Origin of the sequence: Kitasatospora sp. NPDC056800 (assembly GCF_042789775.1) — a bacterium.
In the GTDB taxonomy this organism is placed as follows: Bacteria; Actinomycetota; Actinomycetes; order Streptomycetales; family Streptomycetaceae; genus Kitasatospora.
Map to the genome: position 1 here is coordinate 1 of NZ_JBHUAL010000046.1, position 19,302 is coordinate 19,302.

At 72.9% G+C, this 19,302-nt stretch carries 22 protein-coding genes; 6 read left to right on the forward strand and 16 right to left on the reverse strand.

Translation table 11 applies throughout. The features are described 5' to 3' along the window. The 3 genes from ACFRQN_RS13245 to ACFRQN_RS13255 all read right to left on the reverse strand — a co-directional run. A partial coding sequence (locus ACFRQN_RS13245; protein ID WP_380740308.1) for a hypothetical protein occupies positions 1–1,251 on the reverse strand: 1,251 nt, incomplete at its 3' end. Between the two features lie 239 nt (positions 1,252–1,490). Next, positions 1,491–2,237 (reverse strand): MBL fold metallo-hydrolase, encoded by a 747-nt coding sequence (locus tag ACFRQN_RS13250; protein ID WP_074005047.1) that lies wholly within the window; start codon positions 2,235–2,237, stop codon positions 1,491–1,493. Positions 2,238–2,483: 246 nt separating this feature from the next. Next, entirely contained in the window at positions 2,484–2,675 is a 192-nt protein-coding gene (locus ACFRQN_RS13255) for a MarR family transcriptional regulator (protein ID WP_079272642.1), read from the reverse strand. Between the two features lie 189 nt (positions 2,676–2,864). Here ACFRQN_RS13255 and ACFRQN_RS13260 point away from each other — a divergent pair, with 189 nt between their 5' ends. Further along, entirely contained in the window at positions 2,865–3,335 is a 471-nt protein-coding gene (locus tag ACFRQN_RS13260) for a type II toxin-antitoxin system PemK/MazF family toxin (protein WP_380740310.1), read from the forward strand. Positions 3,336–3,338: 3 nt separating this feature from the next. On the opposite strand, the gene ACFRQN_RS13265 is transcribed toward ACFRQN_RS13260, so the two are convergent. From ACFRQN_RS13265 to clpS, 7 genes are all read right to left on the reverse strand, one after another. Then, on the reverse strand, positions 3,339–4,307 hold the full coding sequence (locus tag ACFRQN_RS13265; RefSeq protein WP_049654320.1) for a PLP-dependent cysteine synthase family protein: 969 nt from the start codon (positions 4,305–4,307) through the stop codon (positions 3,339–3,341). Positions 4,308–4,383: 76 nt separating this feature from the next. Then, a complete protein-coding gene (locus tag ACFRQN_RS13270) occupies positions 4,384–4,662 on the reverse strand; it encodes a MoaD/ThiS family protein (RefSeq protein WP_380740312.1) in 279 nt (92 codons plus the stop codon). Between the two features lie 117 nt (positions 4,663–4,779). After that, positions 4,780–4,899 carry a putative leader peptide gene (locus tag ACFRQN_RS13275; RefSeq protein ID WP_310593142.1) on the reverse strand — a complete coding sequence of 40 codons (120 nt, stop codon included), beginning with the start codon at positions 4,897–4,899 and terminating at the stop codon, positions 4,780–4,782. A gap of 138 nt (positions 4,900–5,037) precedes the next feature. After that, complete coding sequence (locus ACFRQN_RS13280) at positions 5,038–5,469, reverse strand: Mov34/MPN/PAD-1 family protein (protein ID WP_049654318.1); 432 nt, start codon at positions 5,467–5,469, stop codon at positions 5,038–5,040. 53 nt (positions 5,470–5,522) lie between these two features. Next, positions 5,523–6,992 (reverse strand): amino acid permease, encoded by a 1,470-nt coding sequence (locus tag ACFRQN_RS13285; protein WP_380740315.1) that lies wholly within the window; start codon positions 6,990–6,992, stop codon positions 5,523–5,525. A gap of 269 nt (positions 6,993–7,261) precedes the next feature. Then, entirely contained in the window at positions 7,262–7,834 is a 573-nt protein-coding gene (locus tag ACFRQN_RS13290; RefSeq protein ID WP_380740316.1) for a DUF2017 domain-containing protein, read from the reverse strand. 92 nt (positions 7,835–7,926) lie between these two features. After that, on the reverse strand, positions 7,927–8,220 hold the full coding sequence (gene clpS, locus ACFRQN_RS13295; protein ID WP_049654313.1) for an ATP-dependent Clp protease adapter ClpS: 294 nt from the start codon (positions 8,218–8,220) through the stop codon (positions 7,927–7,929). A 139-nt stretch (positions 8,221–8,359) separates the two neighbouring features. Between clpS and ACFRQN_RS13300 the strand changes: the two genes are divergently transcribed. Beyond that, a complete protein-coding gene (locus tag ACFRQN_RS13300) occupies positions 8,360–9,694 on the forward strand; it encodes a nicotinate phosphoribosyltransferase (protein ID WP_049654311.1) in 1,335 nt (444 codons plus the stop codon). Positions 9,695–9,966: 272 nt separating this feature from the next. After that, positions 9,967–10,557: an isochorismatase family protein gene (locus ACFRQN_RS13305; RefSeq protein WP_074005044.1), complete on the forward strand. Its 591-nt coding sequence runs from the start codon at positions 9,967–9,969 to the stop codon at positions 10,555–10,557. A 73-nt stretch (positions 10,558–10,630) separates the two neighbouring features. Here ACFRQN_RS13305 and ACFRQN_RS13310 read toward each other — a convergent pair whose 3' ends face one another. Beyond that, positions 10,631–11,635, reverse strand: coding sequence for a hypothetical protein (locus ACFRQN_RS13310; RefSeq protein WP_049654308.1), 1,005 nt, complete (start codon positions 11,633–11,635; stop codon positions 10,631–10,633). Between the two features lie 256 nt (positions 11,636–11,891). On the opposite strand from ACFRQN_RS13310, the gene ACFRQN_RS13315 reads away from it, so the two are divergent. Together ACFRQN_RS13315 and ACFRQN_RS13320 are read left to right on the forward strand one after the other, a co-directional pair. Beyond that, positions 11,892–12,551, forward strand: coding sequence for a hypothetical protein (locus ACFRQN_RS13315; protein ID WP_380740318.1), 660 nt, complete (start codon positions 11,892–11,894; stop codon positions 12,549–12,551). Positions 12,552–13,205: 654 nt separating this feature from the next. Beyond that, on the forward strand, positions 13,206–13,646 hold the full coding sequence (locus ACFRQN_RS13320) for a hypothetical protein (RefSeq protein WP_049657761.1): 441 nt from the start codon (positions 13,206–13,208) through the stop codon (positions 13,644–13,646). 78 nt (positions 13,647–13,724) lie between these two features. Here ACFRQN_RS13320 and ACFRQN_RS13325 read toward each other — a convergent pair whose 3' ends face one another. Then, positions 13,725–14,321: a DinB family protein gene (locus ACFRQN_RS13325; protein ID WP_380740320.1), complete on the reverse strand. Its 597-nt coding sequence runs from the start codon at positions 14,319–14,321 to the stop codon at positions 13,725–13,727. A 205-nt stretch (positions 14,322–14,526) separates the two neighbouring features. Here ACFRQN_RS13325 and ACFRQN_RS13330 point away from each other — a divergent pair, with 205 nt between their 5' ends. Beyond that, positions 14,527–15,096 carry a GNAT family N-acetyltransferase gene (locus tag ACFRQN_RS13330; RefSeq protein WP_380740322.1) on the forward strand — a complete coding sequence of 190 codons (570 nt, stop codon included), beginning with the start codon at positions 14,527–14,529 and terminating at the stop codon, positions 15,094–15,096. Here ACFRQN_RS13330 and mycP read toward each other — a convergent pair. From mycP to ACFRQN_RS13350, 4 genes are all read right to left on the reverse strand, one after another. Next, positions 15,090–16,250, reverse strand: a complete 1,161-nt coding sequence (gene mycP, locus ACFRQN_RS13335; protein ID WP_380740324.1) for a type VII secretion-associated serine protease mycosin — start codon at positions 16,248–16,250, stop codon at positions 15,090–15,092. The genes ACFRQN_RS13330 and mycP overlap by 7 nt on opposite strands. 162 nt (positions 16,251–16,412) lie before the next feature. Beyond that, entirely contained in the window at positions 16,413–17,843 is a 1,431-nt protein-coding gene (locus ACFRQN_RS13340) for a hypothetical protein (protein WP_380740326.1), read from the reverse strand. Positions 17,844–17,880: 37 nt separating this feature from the next. After that, the gene (locus ACFRQN_RS13345) at positions 17,881–18,330 is read right to left on the reverse strand and encodes a hypothetical protein (protein ID WP_049657753.1); all 450 of its coding nucleotides are present in this window, start codon (positions 18,328–18,330) and stop codon (positions 17,881–17,883) included. Positions 18,331–18,429: 99 nt separating this feature from the next. Further along, positions 18,430–19,143: an endonuclease V gene (locus tag ACFRQN_RS13350; RefSeq protein ID WP_049657751.1), complete on the reverse strand. Its 714-nt coding sequence runs from the start codon at positions 19,141–19,143 to the stop codon at positions 18,430–18,432. Positions 19,144–19,302: the final 159 nt, after the last annotated feature.

Sequence of the window (19,302 nt, forward strand, 5' to 3'; positions counted from 1 at the left end):
CGCGATCAGGCCGGTCCGGTCGCTGTCCGCACCGGTGGAGGCCAGGTTCGCGTCCACCGGCCGGGCGGCCGCGGCGGGAACGTTGTCCGCGGACAACACGCCGGGCTGCGAAGCGGCCGGAGCGGGGGCGGCGGGCGCCGTGGTGGTGTCGCCGGCCGGCTGGGCGACGCCCGCGCCGCCGTCCGGCTTCGACTGCGAGCCGTCGGAGCCGGCCGGCCCGGTCGGGGGCTCGCCGGCCTTGTGGGTGCCGGTCGGGGAGGGCTTCGGCGCGGGGGCGACGACCTCGGTGGTGGCGCCCTGCGAGCACATGGTGGTGCCCCGGAAGGGCATCTCCTCACCCTCGTTGACGAACACGCAGGGGTTCAGCGCCGTCCTGCCCAGCGGGCTGTCGGCGGGGTAGCTGACCCGGACCCGCCGGGTGGTCGAACTCTGGGGCGCCGCCGAGGAGTTGCGACCGTCCAGGTAGTGGCCCGCCACGGGCTCCGCCGGGGCCGTGACGCCCGGCACGGTGGTCCACTTCCCGTCGGCGCCGCGGACCTCGACCTTGGCGAGGCGGTCGGTGAACAGCACGTTGCCGAGGTTGGTGTAGGCGGACGGCGTCGGGTTCGAGAGCACCGCGTCGAACTCGACGGGCTCGCCGCCCGCGACGACCTCGGCCGGGACCCCGGACACGCCGTTGCTGATCCCCTCCACCTTGACCACGTGGCTGTCGGTGAGCGGCGGCTCGACCGGGGAGTCCTGCGACCAGCCCTTGACGCCGGTGCGGAAGGTGAGGCTCGGGCCGGTGCCGCCGTTGGTGGCCCCGTCATGGGGCCTGCCCATCGGGACGCCGAGGCGCAGCCGGACGTCGGTGCCGCCCGCCGGGACCACGACCTTGCCGGTGCCGCCCGCGTTGACCACCTTGTCCGCCCCGGGGCGCTCCGTCAGCTCCACCGGCAGCCAGCCGCCGGTCAGCTCGCTGAAGTAGTCGAGGCTCAGGGCGTTCGGCGGCGTCCCGAGGTCGCTCTCGATCTCGAAGTCCAGCACGACGGAGGTGCCCTGGTCACCCGGGTTGCCGAGGTGCTCGGTGAACTCGACCGGCCCGCCCGCGAAGCCGACCACCGCCGGGGTGTGCACGGTGAGGCTGAGCGGCCCGGCGGCGGCGAAGGCCGGGGGCGCGGTCACGGCGCCGCCGGCGAGCAGCGCGGCGGTCAGCGCCAGCGCCGGGGTGAGCCGGCGGGCCCGGTTCAGGGCACGGTTGGTCTTGCGCATGGGATTTCCCCCTGGATATCCGTCCCGGACCGGTACGACCGGATCCGGGCAGCACGAAGCGGGCCTGATGAGTAGTGTGATCGCGTCCGTGCCCGACGGGCCGGCCGTTCCGGCGGCGTTTCCCGCCGCTCACTCACAAGGACGTGCGGGGGGCGCGGAGGTTGCGGGTCGTCCCGAAGCTTTTTCCGGGAATCCCGCCCGACCCCGCCGGCCCGCTCTCAGGCCTCGCCGGTCCGCTCTCAGACCTCGTACACCGCGCCGGCCCGGGCGACCTCGACCGGCCCCGGGTAGGCGGCCGCGGCGTCCCGCCGGTTGTGCTCGGCGTCGGTCCACGGGGGGATGTGGGTCAGGACGAGCCGGCGGGCGCGGGCCGCGGCGGCGTGCTCGCCGGCCTCGCGGCCGTTGAGGTGGACGGCCTGGTAGGTGTCGCGCCCGTCGATGTACGCGGCCTCGCAGAGGAAGAGGTCGGTGTCGCGGGCGAGTTCGACGAGTTCGGCGCTCTCGCCGGTGTCCCCGCTGTAGACCAGCGAGCGGCCGTCGTGCTCCAGCCGGAAGGCGAAGGCGTCGACGGGGTGGTTGACCTGGGCGACGTCGATCCGGAACGGGCCGAGCCGGAAGCCGCCGGGGGTGAGGGTGCGGAACTCGAACACCTCCTTCATGCCGGGGTTCTCCGGCATGTCGTAGGCGCGGGCGAGCCGCTCGGCGGTGCCGGCCGGGCCGTACACGGGCAGCAGTTCGGGGCAGCCCTCGGCGCGGTAGTTGCGGGCCACCCAGTAGGCGCACAGGTCGACGCAGTGGTCGGCGTGCAGGTGGCTGAGCAGGACGGCGTCGACGTCGTAGAGGCCGGTGTACTTCTGGAGGGCGCCGAGGGCTCCGTTGCCGAGGTCGAGGACGACGCGGTAGCCCTCGGCCTCGACCAGGTAGCTGGAGCAGGGCGAGTCGGCGGCCGGGAAGCTCCCCGAGCACCCCACCACGGTCAGTTTCATCCGAGCCCCTCCGCCCCGACACATCCTGGCTGCTGCTGGAAAACGGCATCGCCGTCCTCCACGGGCACAGCGTGGAAAACAGCATGGAAAACGGCAGGCCGGGCCCGGTGGACCGGCCGGTAGCACTGCGTTGGTGTGTCGAGGGTAAGGGCGGAGCGGCACTTTGCCCCCGTCCCCGTGCCGGGCTGTGGGCGGAATCACCAGAACGCCCGGGGCGGGGGCGCGGGCGGTTGACGGGCCGGGGGATCAGCGGCGGCGGGGCCGGTTGCGGGCCCAGCTGCGGATGGTGAACGGGTACCACCGCGGGTGGCCGCTGCCGTCGATCACGTCCGGATCGGGCAGCAGCCGGTGCCTCCGGTAGCTGCGGACGGTCTCGCGCCGGACGTTGATGTGGCGGGCGATCTCGGCGTAGGACCACAGCTCGGGGCCACGGGCCACGGGGCACCTCCGGGGGACGGGGGCGGACGTTCGTGACGCAGCCTTGCCGGGACGGCCGGGGCTCCGGGCGCAGAACGGGCATTGTGGCAGTTCCGTGACGAACCGGGAGCAATGCGCGGACAAATGCCCGGACGGGTGTCCGGCCGTCGCGGTGGTGGCGTTCACCCCCGGCCCGGTACGGTTCGCCGCATGAACGGCATGACCGCTACCTGGCTCGTCCTGTCGCTGCTGGGCGTCGCGCTGCTGGCCGCCGCCGCGGCGGCGCTGGTGCGGCGCACCCGTCCGGCGCCGCGTCCGTCCGGGCCGGCCGGTCCGCGGCCGCGGCCGGGGCCGGGGCCGGGGGCCGGCCCGCGGCCGCAGGAGGTCTGGTGGGCGCTGGTGCCGTTCGAGGACGGCCCCGGTGCCAAGGACCGCCCGTGCCTGGTGCTGCGGGTGCACGGCCGGACCGCCACCGTCGCGAAGATCACCAGCAAGCACCACGCGGAGCGCCCGGGCGTGCTGCCGCTGCCGCCCGGCGTGGTGGGCGACCGGCAGGGCCGGGCCAGCTGGCTGGAGACCGACGAGCTGCGCGAGGTGCCGCTGGCGGACTTCCGCCGCCGGGCCGGCACGGTGGACCGGCAGGTCTGGGCCCGGGCGCGGAAGGTGTTGCAGGGCGGATAGGCCCTACGCCCAGAGCTGGCCCTGCAGCGCCTCGACCGCGGCCTCGGTGGACTCGGCGGTGTAGATGCCGGTGGAGAGGTACTTCCAACCGCCGTCCGCGACCACGAAGACGATGTCCGCGCGCTCGCCGGCCGCCGCCGCCTTGCGGCCGACGCCGATCGCCGCGTGCAGGATGGCGCCGGTCGAGACGCCCGCGAAGATGCCCTCCTGCTGGAGGAGTTCACGGGTGCGGCGGACGGCGTCCGCGGAGCCGACCGAGAACCGGGTGGTGAGCACCTCGGCGTCGTACAGCTCGGGGACGAAGCCCTCGTCCAGGTTGCGCAGCCCGTACACCAGGTCGTCGTAGCGCGGCTCGGCGGCGACGATCCTCACGCCGGGGACCTTCTCGCGCAGGTAGCGGCCGACGCCCATCAGGGTGCCGGTGGTGCCGAGGCCGGCCACGAAGTGGGTGACGGTCGGCAGGTCGGCGAGGATCTCGGGGCCGGTGCCGGTGTAGTGGGCGCCGGCGTTGTCGGGGTTGCCGTACTGGTAGAGCATGACCCAGTCGGGGTGCTCGGCGGCGATCTCCTTGGCCATCCGGACGGCCGTGTTGGAGCCGCCGGCGGCCGGGGACGGGATGATCTCGGCGCCCCACATGCGCAGCAGCTCGCGCCGCTCCTCGCTGGTGTTCTCGGGCATCACGCAGACCATCCGGTAGCCCTTGAGCTTGGCGGCCATGGCCAGCGAGATGCCGGTGTTGCCGCTGGTGGGCTCCAGGACGGTGCAGCCGGGGGTGAGCCGGCCGTCGGCCTCGGCGCGCTCGATCATGTGCAGGGCCGGGCGGTCCTTGATCGAGCCGGTGGGGTTGCGGTCCTCCAGCTTGGCCCAGAGGGTCACCAGGCCGTCGGCGTTGCCGGGGACGGCGGCGGACAGCCGCGGCAGGCGGACCAGCGGGGTGTTGCCGACGGCTTCGAGCGGACTGTCGTAACGCAAGGGAGGCCTCCGGCCACGGCGGTGAGGGTGGAGAGGGATGGTTCCCCCGCCGTGGCGACGGGGGAACCGGTCAACGCTAGCGGGCGCCGCCGGCCACGGCGGGCAGGATGGTGACGCTGTCGCCGTCGGCGAGGACGGTGGAGATGCCCTCCAGGAAGCGGACGTCCTCGTCGTTCAGGTAGACGTTGACGAAGCGGCGCAGCTCGCCGCCCTCGACCAGGCGGGCGGCGATGCCCGGGTGGCGGGCGTCGAGGTCGGTGAAGAGTTCCCCGAGGTTGCTGCCGTTGCCCTCGACGGCCTTGGCGCCGTCGGTGTAGGTGCGGAGGATGGTCGGGATGCGGACCTCGATGGCCATGGGTGCGCTCCTGTGCGAGTCGTGGAGTGGGTGGGCCGCGGCGGACGCGGCGGGGCGGGCGCCCGGGCCCGGCGTCGCCGCGGGGCGGTGGGCCCGGGTGAGGTGGTGAAGCGGCTCTCAGCGCGAGCGCGCGGGCGTGCCGGGACAGATCGCACCGGCGTGCCGGCACAGGTCGATGTGCAGGCGCGCCACGAGGCGGGTGCCCGGGGCCTGGGTGCTCACATCGACGGAACGCATGGGCTCATCGTATAGATTCCCGGGCTCGCTTCGACATGCCCGTCTCGGGATCCGGATGTTCCCGTTCCCAGGGCTGAGACGACGACGGCCCGCCGCCCCCACGGAGGGGTCGGCGGGCCGGGTCCGCGCCGGTACCGGTCACACCTGGTAGGCCTCGACGACCTGCACGTCTTCCTCTGTGATCTCGCCGTCCACGATGCGGAACGAGCGGAACTGGTAGGGGTCCTCCTCGCCGTTGCCCTCGGCGGTGGAGACCAGGACGTAGTGGGCGAACGGCTCGGAGGCGTAGCTCACGTCGGTGCGGGAGGGGTAGGCCTCGGTGGCGGTGTGCGAGTGGTAGACGATCACCGGCTCCTCGTCCCGGTCGTCCATCTCGCGGTAGAGCTTGAGCAGGTCGCCCGAGTCGAACTCGTAGAAGGTGGGCGAGCGGGCCGCGTTGAGCATCGGGACGAACCGCTCGGGCCGGCCGCTGCCGGCCGGTCCGGCGACCACGCCGCAGGCCTCGTCCGGGTGGTCGGCGCGGGCGTGGGCCACGATCCGGTCGCGGAGTTCTCGGGTGATGGTCAGCATGCGGTCAGGATAGCCACGCCCCGGCGGCCGTCCGCCGGGTGTCCGAGGCTCGGTCAGCGGGCGTCCACGTTCCCCTCGAGGGTGTTCCCGGTGGAGGCGGGCGCCCCGTCCGGCGCGGCGCCGAGGACGGCCTGCGGGTCGCGGCGCTTGAGCACCTGGTAGCCGCCGACCAGCAGCAGGGCCCAGACCGGGAAGACGAACAGCGAGATCCGGTTGTCCCGGTCCAGCGCGATCAGCACCACGACCACCGCGAGGAAGGCGAGCGCGGCCCCGCTGACCCAGGTGCCCCCGGGCGCCTTGAAGGTGGGCGGCGGCAGGTGGCCGGCCCGCCAGGCCCGGCGGTAGCGGATCTGGGAGATCAGGATCATCGCCCAGGTCCACAGGCCGCAGACCGTGGCGACCGAGGTGATGTACTCGAACGCCCGCGCCGGGACGACGCCGTTGAGCACCACGCCGATGCCCATCAGCAGACAGGAGACGGTGATCGCGAAGGCCGGGGTGCGGCGGGAGTTGAGCCTGGTGAGCCGTCCCGGGGCCTGCCCCCGCAGCGCGAGGTCGCGCAGCATGCGGCCGGTGGAGTACATCCCGGAGTTGCAGGAGGAGAGCGCGGCGGTGAGTACCACGAAGTTGATGATGCCGGCCGCCGCCGGGATGCCGATCTTGCCGAAGGCGGCGACGAACGGGCTGACGCCGGGCCGGAATTCGGTCCACGGCACGAGCGAGAGGATGACCACCAGGGCGCCGATGTAGAACAGCATGATCCGCCACGGCAGGGTGTTGATGGCCCGCGGCAGGGTCTTCTCGGGGTTCTCGCTCTCGCCCGCGGTGACACCGACGAGCTCGACGCCCAGGTAGGCGAACATGACGATCTGAAGGGTCATCACGGTGGAGCCGATGCCCTCGGGGAAGAAGCCGCCGTCCTGCCAGAGGTGGCCGAGTGACGCGGTGTCACCGGCCTTGCTGAAGCCAAGGGTCAGCACGCCGACGCCGATCAGGATCATGCCGATGATGGCGGTGACCTTGACCATGGAGAACCAGAACTCGATCTCGCCGAACAGCTTCACCGAGATCAGGTTGGCCGCGTAGAGCAGGACCAGGAAGGTCAGCGCGCTGGCCCACTGCGGTATGCCGGGCGCCCAGAACCGCACGTAGACGGCGGCGGCGGTGGTCTCCGCCATGCCGGTGACGACCCAGAACAGCCAGTACGTCCAGCCGGTCACATAGCCGGCGAAGGGACCGAGGAACTCCCGGGCGTACTCGGCGAAGCTGCCGGAGACCGGGCGGTAGGTGAGCAGTTCGCCGAGCGCCCGCATGATCACGAAGATCACCAGGCCGGCGACGGCGTAGGAGAGGATCAGGCTGGGACCGGAGCGGGAGATCGCGGTGCCCGCGCCGAGGAACAGGCCGGTGCCGATCGCACCGCCGATCGCGATCATCTGGATCTGGCGGCTGCCGAGCCCGCGCTCGTAGCCCTCCGCATCCGGTGGAGTATCGACCCTTTCGTCGTACAACTTCTCGGCCACTGTGCACCGTCCTGGTCGGTCTCGGGGGTGGAGAAGTCGTACCACGCAGGGTTCGGATAGCGGCGTCCATCTGAGCGTTATTTGAGCATGACCTGGTATGTTCTGTCCCATTTTGATGGGAAAAGCCCCGGCTGATCGTCCATATTCTGGACAAAACGGCCGGGGCTTGCCCGGAATCGGGCAGGATCGACCCCGCAGGGCGATCCGTGCGACACGGTGCGCATACGGCGACCCCCGCGGAGCGGTCCGCGCGTAGCGGTCCGCGCAGGTCAGTCCGCCATCGCCTCCAACAGCGACTCCTGCAGCGCGCCCAGCCACAGGTACGCCATCACCAGCGGCTTGCGCTCGTCCTCGTCGGGCAGCTCGTAGAGGCCGTCCTCGTCGTCCTCGGTGACCTCCAGCCGGACGCCGACGGCCAGCCGCAGGTCGTTCAGCGCGCCCAGCCAGCGCAGGCAGTCCGGCGCGGCCAGCTTGAGCACCCCGCCGCCGCCGAGCCCGTCCAGCGCCCGGACGACGAACAGCGCGTCGTCCCGCTTGCGGGCCCGCAGGTCCAGCTCGGTGAAGCGGCGGAACTCCCCGGACGCGACCTCGGCCTCCTCGTCCGCCGGCTCCTCCGGGTCGCTGTAGGCGTCCGGGAAGAACCGGGCCAGCACCGGGTCGGCGGGCGCCTCGGTCGGGCCCTCGGCGAACAGCGCGGCCAGCGGGTCGTCGCCCTCCCCGCCCGGACCGGGGCCGATCAGCTCCAGCACCTGCACTTCCAGCGAGCGCAGGATGGAGGCCTCCCACTCGTCCAGCGCGATCGCCGCGCCACCACCGCCGGCGCTCTCGAACAACCCAGCCATCTGTATCGGTCAGCCCGTCTTCGTCGTCTTCGGTCGTACGGCCGGCGCCGGTCGGCCCGGTGTCAGTCGGCTCGGCGTCAGTCGGCCCGGCATCAGTCGTGCTGCAGCGTCGCCCAGAGGCCGTAGCCGTGCATCGCCTGGACGTCGCGCTCCATCTCCTCGCGGGAACCGCTGGAGACCACCGCCCGGCCCTTGGTGTGGACGTCCATCATCAGCTTCCGGGCCTTGTCCTTCGGGTAGCCGAAGTAGGCCTGGAAGACGTACTGGACGTAGCTCATCAGATTGACCGGGTCGTTGTGCACGATGGTCACCCAGGGCGTGTCCGGCTCGGTCACCGGCACCCCCTCGACCTCCGGGCGCTCGATCTCCACGGGCGCGACGCTCACCCCGGTCCTCCTCGCTGCACAGTCGTCCGTAACCACTCATGCCCCATGCTGCCATCCGGGGGACACCCGGGCGATTCCGCCCCGGCACGCTCGACGAGAAATCGTCACTCTGACGCTAAGTGGTAGTAGCATCATCCGTATGGACGCCACTTCCGTGCGAGCGGCCGCTTCGACCGCCCTGCTCACCGACCGCTACGAGCTCACCATGCTGCAGGCCGCCCTGCGCAGCGGGGCCGCGCACCGCAGCTCCGTCTTCGAGGTGTTCACCCGCCGCCTGCCGAGCGGCCGCCGCTACGGCGTCATGGCCGGCACCGGCCGGGTGCTGGACGCCGTCGAGAACTTCCGCTTCACCTCGCCCCAGCTGGACTGGCTGGCCGACCAGGGCGTGGTCGACGAGGAGACCCTGCGCTTCCTCGCCGACTACCGCTTCCGCGGCGACATCCACGGCTACCCCGAGGGCGAGGTCTACTTCCCCGGCTCTCCCCTGCTCACCGTCGAGGGCACCTTCGCCGAGGCCGTGATCCTGGAGACGGTGATCCTCTCGATCCTCAACCACGACTCGGCCATCGCCGCCGCCGCCTCCCGGATGACCGCCGCCGCCGGCGGCCGCCCGGTGATCGAGATGGGCGCCCGCCGGGCCCACGAGCACGCCGCCGTCTCCGCCGCCCGGGCCGCCTACGTGGCCGGCTTCGCCGCCACCTCCGACCTGGAGGCCGGCTTCACCCACGGCATCCCGACCACCGGCACCGCCGCCCACGCCTTCACCCTGGTGCACGACAGCGAGCGGGACGCCTTCAAGGCGCAGATCGCCTCCATGGGCAAGGGCACCACCCTGCTGGTCGACACCTTCGACCTGCGCGAGGCCGTGCGCACCGCGGTCGAGGTGGCCGGCCCCGACCTGGGCGCCGTCCGGATCGACTCCGGCGACCTCACCCTGCTGGCCCACCGGGTCCGCCGCCAGCTGGACGACCTCGGTGCCGACCGGACCAGGATCATCGTCACCTCGGACCTGGACGAGTACGCGATCGCCGCCCTGGCCGCCGCCCCGGTCGACGGCTACGGCGTCGGCACCAGCCTGGTCACCGGCAGCGGGCACCCGACCTGCGCGATGGTCTACAAGCTGGTCGCCCGGGCCGAGACCGACGGCGGGCCGCTGATCCCGGTCGCCAAGCGCGCGGCCGGCGGCAAGACCAGCATCGGCGGCCGCAAGTGGGCGGCCCGCCGGCCCGACGCCGACGGCGTGGCCGAGGCCGAGGTGGTCGGCACCGGCCCCGTCCCGGACTACCTGCGCCCGCACCTGACGCAGGTGCCGCTGGTCCTGGGCGGCGAGACCGTCGGCCGGGAACCGCTCAGCGCCGCCCGCGACCGGCACGTGCGCGCCCGCGCCGCGCTGCCGCTGTCGGCCACCCAGCTGTCCAAGGGCGACCCGGTGCTGCCGACCGAACTGGTCCTGCCGGCCGGCCCCGGCCGCTGACCGGAACCCGGGGCCGGACCACCGGACCGGCCCCGGGTCTCCCGTCGCCGCCCCCGTCCCTGTCCCCGTCCCCGCGGACGGGATGTCCCGGACCGGCCCCGGGGCTTCCGCCCCCGGGCGCCACTCCCTAGAGTCAGCCGTAGAGTTCCCCGAGTTCCCCCGGAGCTCCCCGAGTACCCCCCGCGCCCGGCACGGCCGGGCCGCGTACTCCCGAGGGCTCCCCCACCGGGGCGCCGCCTCCCGCGGGCCCCCGAGATCCGAGGATGCGAGTCATGCACCGGGCACTGATCGTCGTCGACGTGCAGAACGACTTCTGCGAGGGCGGCAGCCTGGCCGTCGCCGGCGGCGCCGAGGTGGCCGCCGCCATCACCGACCTGATCACCGAGTCCTCCCCCGGCTACCGGCACATCCTCGCCACCCGCGACCACCACATCGACCCGGGCGACCACTTCTCCGCCGAGCCGGACTACGTCGACAGCTGGCCGCCGCACTGCGTGGCCGGCACCGAGGGCGTGGGCTTCCACCCCAACTTCGCGCCCGCCGTCATCTCCGGCGCGGTCGAGGCGGTCTTCGACAAGGGCGCCCACTCGGCGGCGTACAGCGGCTTCGAGGGGCTGGACGAGAACAACCGCGGTCCGGTGGAGTGGCTGCGCGAGCGGCAGGTCGACCAGGTCGACGTGGTCGGCATCGCCACCGACCACTGCGTCCGGGCGACCGCGCTGGACGCCGCCCGGGCGGGCTTCACCACCCGCGTGCTGCTGGACCTCACCGCCGGGGTCAACCCGGAGACCACCGCCGCCGCGCTGGCGGAGCTGCGGGCGGCCGGGGTCGAGCTGGTCGGCGCACCGGTGGTCCGTTCGTAACGGCATTCGGGGGCGTGCCGTGCGGGCGTGTTGTGGGTGCGGCCGGCGTGTCCCGGTCGGCGGCGTCGCCCGCTCAGACCACCAGCAGCTCCACCACGTCCGTCCCGCCGACCCGGTACGCCTCGCGCAGTTCGCCGCCGACCGCGTCCGGGTCGGCGGCCAGCGCGGCCCCGCAGACGTACACCACCCGGATGCCCAGGTACTCCATCCGGTGCTGCCCGCCGCGCACCCAGGCGGCCTCGCCCTCGCTCACGCTGCGCAGCTCCGAGTCCACCTCCACCGCGACGCCCCGCTCCGGCCAGTAGAGGTCCGGGACGGCGATGTACGTGCCGCCGCGCATCCGCAGCTCGGGGGCGTTCAGCGGGGCGGGCAGCAGCCGCTCGTCCACCAGGCGGCCGATCCGCTCCAGCGCCAAGTCCCGCTCGACGGCCAGCAGTTCGTCCAGGGCGGCCCGCACCCGCGGCTCGCAGGTCAGCCCCGAGTCGGTCAGCTCGGACACCAACTCCCGTACCGTGCAGCGGTTCCCGGGCAGGGCGACGGCCTCCCGCAGCACCTCGCGCACCGGCGCCGCGCCACCCGGCTCCGCCGTCCACTCGACCAGCGCGTCGGCGACCGCCCGGGCCACCGGCGCACAGGCCAGGCCGTGCACCGAGCGGGCCACCAACTCCCGTTCGGTGCGCCGGATCCGCACCTCGCCGACGTCCTTCAGCCGGCGCTGCCGGGGCACCAGGACGTCCACCCCGGTCACCGCGGGCAGCCGGGGCACAACCGTGAAGCCGTACAGCGCCAGCGCGGCCGTACCGGTGATCACCGCGCCCTCCCGGCGGCCCTCCTCCCGGCCGTTCTGCGCGGCGTACAGCAGCGCGGCCCACATCCGCTGCTCCGGGGTGGGCTCGGCGGACTGCAGCAGGTAGACCCGGGGCAGCACCCGCCGCCAGGGGCCGCCCCGGCGGCAGTGCTCGGTGATGATCCGGGCCGGCACGCCCCGGGCGCGCAGCTGGCTCGCGGTGACGACGTTCTGTTGACGCTTCGCCAGCTCCTCCAGGGACGGCGGCGGCGACGGAATCCGGTAGCTCATGCCGACACCATCCCCAACCGTCCGGACCCGCCACCGAGACCCTGACGCACTGTTACCCAACCGTCGCGAAACCGGGATCAGCTCGCACTAAAGTCCTCATACCCTCACTCATTTGGAGTAATTGACGCTCATCAGGTTGTCATATGTGATCGAAAACGATCGCCGACCTGGTCGCCTGACCCAGAGTGATCAAAGGCATACGGCGAGGGACCCCCAAGGCGTCAATCCCGCCCCGGGGATTGCCTAGGCTTACGTCATGTCACGTGACGAGACCGCCGGCCTCCGCGCGGCCCAGCTCCGCCTCGGCCGTCTGCCCGGATACGTCCGCCGCCCGGACCCCGCCCGCCGCAGCGGCGAGAAGGGGCATACGTACAAGAAGGGCTGGGAGGTCCGCTTCACCGCCCGCAGTGAGGCCGAGATAGCAGAGATCCGCGACCTCGTGGTCGCCGCCGGGTTCGCCCCGGCCAGGCCCTTCTTCAAGGGCCACCAGCTCATCCAGCCCGTCTACGGCATGGCGGCCGTACAGGCCTACCTGGCCGCTAGACAGGCCGCCGAGGAGCATGCCGCCCGGGCCGCGCTCGGCCGCCGACGACGGGCCACCGGACACGCCCCCGGGGCGCTCACGGGGGGCGTGCACGCCCCTGCCGCGCACGCCACAGGTGTGCACGCGGCGAGTGCCCACGCCGCGGGTCCGCATGCCGCCGGCGCCCACGCCACGGGCGCGGCGCACGCGGGCCCGGCGCACCGGTGCGAGCGCGAGGAGGCGGCCGCCGGGGCAGCTGCGGCGGCTGCGGCCGCGGCCGCCGCGGCGGCGCAGGCGGCCCGGCGACGGGCCGTCGAAGCCTTCCCGACCCAGGTCGAACGGGACACCGCCGTCGACCGGATCTCCCCCACGGAGGCCCGGACGACCTCCTGACGGACAGCCGGCCGCTCCGCCCGCCCTCCCGCCCCCGGCGTTCCGCCCGGCCCGATCCGGGCCGCCGGGGTGTGGCGGACGCGCCCGGCGGCACACCGGCGGTCGCGGGACCACCCCGTCCAACGGCCGCCCCACCAGCGCGCCCTCCGCCCCGGCGCGCGGCGGGCGCCGGGTCCACCGCGTCCACGGCGCACCCGTTCCGCGCACGCCGTCCGGCCCGCCCGCGCGGACGTCATCGCGGTGACGACCATGCCCTCTTCCGTGGCGATCTTCCCCACGATCGTGAGTGCGGTTGTGCGGGTGGTTGTGCGCACCCAGGTTCGCGCCCTGGGCGTGGACGCCAGCCTCCACAGGGCCTACGGTGGCACATCAACCGCCCTGCGGCCGCCGTCGCCCCACACCCTCTGACCAGCCGCGACACGCTCGCACCTACGAATCCCGCGCCACTGCGCAGCACCGCCCCACCGGCCCTCGCCGGCCCTCCGCCCGGCCGTCCCGCCACCTCGCCGCACCCGGTCGCCACCGGAACCGGCCTGGCGGCGGCGGGTTCCGGGCATTCCATCGGATTGGTCACCCAGCGCACCGAGGGCCTACCGTAGAGTGAGCACAGATGATCGACCGTCAGAAACCCATCTCCCTTTCCGAGAAGCCGAGATGACCAACCGTCACGAGAGTTCAGCCGAGCCGCCCCCGAGGCCCGGCGAGCCGGCGGAGGTGCCCCTGGAGTTCACCGCGTTCTGCGAACTCCACCGCCCCCGGTACCTCAGCTACGCGCGCGTGTGGCTGACCGAGCACAGCGCCGCGGCCGTCGCCGTCCAACAGGCCTTCGCGGAAATCGCGGTGCACTGGCGGGAGTTGATGGGCAGCTCCAACCCCACCGCGCACGCCTGGGAGATCCTGCGCGGCACCGTCGCCGACCACACCCGCCAGGCGACCCCCGCCCCGGACCGCCACCCGGCCGACGACGACCTGGCGATCCTGCACTACGTCGTCGGCCTCGCCGCCCCCGAGATCGCCGACGTCATCGGCACCGACGCCGCCAGCGTGGCCGGACGGCTGCGCCGCACCATGCTGCGCGAGGCCTCCGGCTGGTGACCCCGCGCCCCGGCCGCGTCCGGTCCGGCCTCAGACCGGGCCTCGGCCCCGCTCCCGGGGCCGGCTCCAGGACCGGCTTCAGACCCGCTCGCCCGTCACGTCGAACAAGTGGTGCACCGGGTCGTGGATCAGGTACCGGGAGAACGACTCGACCGTGAACCGCGCCCCGTCGCTGCGGTTCCCGGTCCGCGCCCACTGCGCCCCCGCCACCCGCTCGAAAGCGGCAGCGAGCGTCTCCGCGGCCTCCGCCAGCTCCCCGGCCACCACCTTCGGGTCCTGCTCCCCGTAGCGCTCGGCGACGGCCGTCTCGTCCTGGTCCCAGTTGGGGAACAGCGGGTCCTCCAGGTCCAGCATCAGGTTCAGCCGGACCTCGAACAGCCGGAAGACGTCCCGGACGTGGCACGCGTACTCCAGATCCGACCACACCCCCGGAGCCAGCCGCCTGCGCAACCCCTCCACGTCCCCCGCCAGCACCGCCAGCCAGCCCTCCGCGTTGGCCCGGACCATCCCGGCGACGTCCTCCCGCACCACCTGCGGAGTCTCCAACCCGCACTCGGGGCACGGGCGTTCCAGCACCCAGGTCCAGTCCTTGGTGTCGGGGACGATCCCGTCGTCGGCGGTGTTCGTGGCGGCGATCGACGTGCTCTCGACCCGCGTGCGCTCAGGAGTGCTCATGGGCCCAGCATCTCCGCCACCGGGGGAACCCCACCAGCGGCAATGACGCCAGCGGTCGCCGAAATACTGCCACCCCCGGCGCATTCACCCGGCGCGTCCGCCCGACACACGCCCCTGTCCCCGCGCGCACCCCAACCGGTGCGCGCCCGCACGCCAGGACTAAACACGTGGACGAACCGGAAGCCGACCATCCATCCTGGCCGCCATGACCGCTCCCACCGATCTCGCCGCCCTCGCCGTGAAGCCCACCCTGCACGGCCCCACCATCCGACTCGTCCCCCTCGACGAACGGCACACCGACCCGATGTGGGAACTCTGCGCCGACGAGACCACCAGACGGCTCACCGGCACCCGCACCGCCTTCACCCGCGACCGGATCCACCAGTGGTGCACCACCCGCGCCCAACAGCCCGACCGCCTCGACCTCGCCGTCGAAGACCCCGCCACCGGCCGCTTCCTCGGCGAGGCCGCCCTCAACGACGTCGACCCCGACAACTCCTCCGCCGGCTACCGGATCGCCCTCACCCCGGACCACACCGGCCGCGGCATCGGCACCGAAACCACCCTCCTGGTCCTGCGCCACGCCTTCGAGACCATCCGCCTCCACCGCGTCCACCTCGAAGTCTTCGAGTTCAACGAACGCGCCGCCCACTCCTACCTCAAGTCCGGCTTCACCCTCGAAGGCCGCTCCCGCCAAGCCCACCACTGGGACGACCGCTACTGGGACATCCTCCAGATGGCCGCCCTACGCGACGAATGGCTCGCCACTCACTGACCCAGCCCCCGCCGCCTCCGCACCACCAACACCCCGACGAGGGCAACCACCAACACCAACCCCCCGGCCGCCACCCCCACGACCACCCCGACCCCGTTCCCGCCGTTCCCCTTGTCCCCCTCGGGGACCATGGGCACGACGGCGGGCTCGTCGGTCTCCTCGTCCACCGGAGGCGGAGTGCCCTTCGCCTCCATCCGCCCGAGCAGGGGGTTCTCCCGGGGCCCGTTGTCCACAGCGGGATTCGCCTCCAGGGCCTTCGCCGGCGCGACGAGCCCGTAGCCGTACTGACCGTTGGGCACCGCCGGCCCACCGACCGGGCTCGTGGCCGACTTGATCATCCGATTGATCACCTGCCCAGCGGACAGGTTCGGGTACTTGGAGCGGATGAGCGCCGCCGTCGCGGAGACGTAGGCAGTGGAATCCGAAGTACCGTTCCTCCGCTCGTAGCCCGTCGAGGACTTCGGAGCGGAACGGTAGATCCCCACGCCGGGTGCAGTGAGCGTGGTCTCGGGGCCGGACGTGGAACGCTCCCACACAACCCCGTTGGAGTCCACGGCTCCCACCGCCACCACGCCGGGGAAGGCGGCCGGATACTCGACCCCCAGACCGGCCCCGTTGCCCGAACTGGAGACCAGCACGATGTCCTTGGACACCGCGTAGTTGACCGCCTTCCGCAGCTTCGAGTCGAAGCGCGAATATCCTCCGATGGACATGTTGACGACCTTCGCACCGTGGTCCGCCGCGAAGCGGATCGCGTCCGCCAGGTCGTTCTGCTGAGGATCCGGGGTCGGCTGCGGCTCGGAGGTGGACTGGGAGTCCGGGCCGTCGCCGCCAGACTTGATCTTCACCGGGAGGATCTTCGCCTTCGGGGCAAGGCCCATGATCCCGTCCTGGGAGCCGTGTCCGTGTCCGGCGATCAGGCTCGCCATCCCGGTGCCGTGGCCGTCGTTGTCCACTCGACCGTCCGTGTTGCCACCGGAGAAGTCGCCCCCGGGAAGCACCTGTCCGGTGAGGTCCGGCTGATCCTGGCTCACCCCCGTGTCGATCACGGCGACGACCACACCATCGCCTTGGCTCGTCGGCCAGACCTTCGTCTCCGCCTCGAGCGCCTTCAGAGCCCACTGCTGGTCCCTGATCTGATCGGCCGATGCCACCGGTGCCCCGACACCCCAGATCAGTGCCCCAGCGGCAAGGGCCGCCGTACCACGTGCCAACCGGCGGCTCGTCAAACCTGGTCACCCCACTCAGCGCGGCATCCCACAGGTCACCGACCTGCGGGATGCGATCAGAACCGTTGTCCGCTCACGGACCGGCTTTCATTCCACCACGTTCGGATTCGCGGGCTTCTTCGACGCCCAGGTCTCCTCGTCCTCAACGAGGTAGTCGGGCCGCTTGCCGTCCTTCCCCCGCTCCTTCTTGCGTCCTTGTGCTCCACCCAGCGGGATACCGGGAGACGCGCCGTTCGTCGTAGCGGGGCCCGACTCACCCCTGAGGCGATTGCGTGCTCCCAGCCCGGACCCGCCTTCCGTGAACGACTGCTTGCCCTGTGCGCCACCCGGCTTCGCCGTCTCTCCCGCGACCCCGCCAGGTCGCGCCAGAGAACCCCCGGACTGCCGGCCACCAGAAGCTCCAGTGCCTCGGGCGCCCATGACCGGACTGACCTCACCGGAACCACCGGGAGCCCGACCGCCACGCGGACCGGAACCCTCGACCGGCACCACACCACCCGCGATCTCCCGGCCTCCGGGGCCGACCTTCCCCGGGCCGACGATCGGCGCGGCCGGAGAGACGGTCGTCGGGCCGGTGGTGCGAGGCGTCTCCGGACCGTTGGCACCCCCGAACGGCCCGGTGGCGGTGCCCCCGGCCTGCACGAGCTCCACTCCGGAGGTCTGTGTCCCGGCCAGCGCCGGACTCGGCATGCTTCCGCTCGCGGGCGCCACTGGCCTGCCGGAGATGCCGTCACCGGAACCACGACCCGGTGGGACCGAGGGCTTCGACGGAGTCTGCGCCGTACCGCCCTTGATCCCCGAGTCGGTCGGAGCAGGCGTACTCCTCGCCACGGGCCGAGCCGTCATCGGCGGCTGGGCGGAACTACGTTGAGAAGGCGGGACGGTCGTCGGCCGTGTCGATGCTCCCGCCGCTCCCACCGAGGTGCCCGACATCATCGCGGCCGCCGTCGCCGCGGCACCACTCGGATCACCCTGGGCGCCGTCTGCGGGGTCGTCCCGGATCGGCTGCCGCGGCCTCGTATCCAACGCCGGCGGGGGCTTCAGGGCCGGGGTGGCGACGCGGTAGTGCATGGCGAGGGTTTGCATGATGGCGGCCGCTTCAGCCTTCTTGCGGTCGGCGAGGGGGATGTGTTCGTCGTCGTCGCCGAAGAGGGCGTCGCCGACGGTGTCCTTGACCTTGTCCCAGTTGCCGGGTTCCTCGGGCATGTCGCGCTTGGCCTTGGCCATGGCTTCGGAGGTGTTGTGGAGGGTGTTGGCCGCGTCGTTGGCGTAGGCGGCGGCGTTGTTGATGCTGGCGGCCAGGGTGAGCATGCGGGTGTGGAAGGCGTCGCTGGTGGTGCCTTCCCAGGAGGTGGCGGCTTCGGTGCTGGCCTTGGTGAGGGTCTGGCGGATCTGCTTGAGGGTGTCGGCGGCCTTGCGCCAGGGGTCGCCGGCGGCCATCACCGCGCCGGGGTCGAGGGCCTGTGCCATGGTGCGGAGCTGGGCGTGGCTGTACTTGGTGAAGTCGGTGTAGACCACGGGCGGTCGGCCTCCGTTCGGGGCGGGCGGGCGGCGGTCAGACGGTGGCGTTGCCGCGGGTGGACGGGGTGCGGTTCTGCTGGGCCGCGGCCTGGCTGCTCGCGGAGGGCTGGGCGACGGACCAGCCGTCGTCGCCGAGCTTGAGCTTCGTGGCGGTGTGCTGGTCCTGCTCCTCGTAGTTGGTGGCGGTGAGGTCGGCCTTCTGCTGGGCCTCGTTCACGGCTTCCTGGAGCTGGTTGAGGACGTCGCGCAGCGCGTCCCGCATGGTGCCGTAGCGGCCGTGGATCTCGGCGGCCTCGGCGAAGGTCCCGAAGGCGGTCTTGCCGATGCCGCTGCGGCCGTGGGCGTCGGTGCCGTCGGCGTGTTTCTGGAAGTCGGCGAGCAGCAGCCGTACTTGGCCGGCGAAGGCGCGGAGCTGTTCGACCTCGACGCGGTAGCCCTGTCCGGCTCCGCCGGTCGATCCGGTTCCGGTGGTTCCTGTGCCCATGTCGGCGCCTCCCCCGTGCGTCCGTCCCCCTGGCGGCCGGGGCCGGGCCCCGGTGTCTCATGTCTAACACACCGGGCCCGAATCCCGCCGGGGGCATGGTCAGTTCGCGTTCGTCCCGGTGCGGCGGGCGTCGGCGAGGGCGCGGCGGCAGAGTGAGTCGGCGTGCCGGGTGGTTTCGGGGAGGCGGTAGTGGCGGGCGAGGTCGAGGGTGGTGCGGACGGCGGTGTCGAGGCCGGTGCGGTGGCCGACGGAGACGAAGACGGGTTTGACGCCGGCCCTGGTGCGTACGGCGCGGCCGACCTCCTCGCCGGTGGCGGGGTCGGTGAGGGGGGTCCAGGAGCCGCGTGGTGCGTCGGGTTCGTGGTGGTCGAAGGTGAAGGGGGTCTTGGCGACGCCGAGGGTGCGGAGTCCGGTGAGGATGCCGAGGTGGCTGGCGAGGCCGAGGCGGCGGGGGTGGGCGAGGCCGTAGCCGTCGCAGACGACGGTGTCGGGGGTGCGGGTGAGGGCGGCCAACGCGTCGAGGACGGCGGGGAGTTCGCGGAAGGCGAGCAGTCCGGGGACGTACGGGAAGGCGATCCGGCCGACGGCGGTGGCCTGTTCGACGACGTCCAGGGTGTCGCGGTCGAGCAGGACGGCCGCGGCGGCGACGAGGTCGTGTTCGTCGTCGTAGGCGACGTCCACGCCGGCGATCAGGGTGCCGGGGGCGGCGGGGTCCCGGCCCGGGTCGTCGTGGGGCTGGACGAGCGGGCGCAGCCGCTCCTGTTCGGCGAGTGCCTCGGCCTCGGTGGTGGGCCAGTCGGCGGGGATGGGCATGGTCGGTTCCCCCGGGTACGTGGTGCTCGGTGATACGTGCTCTGCGACAGTGCGTGGCAGGTGCCGGTCTCACCGTACCGAGCGGGCCGGACGACCCCGGGGTGAGCCCGTGCGCCCCCTGTGCCCCCGCCTCCGGGGGCTAGCCTGGACGTACCCGTC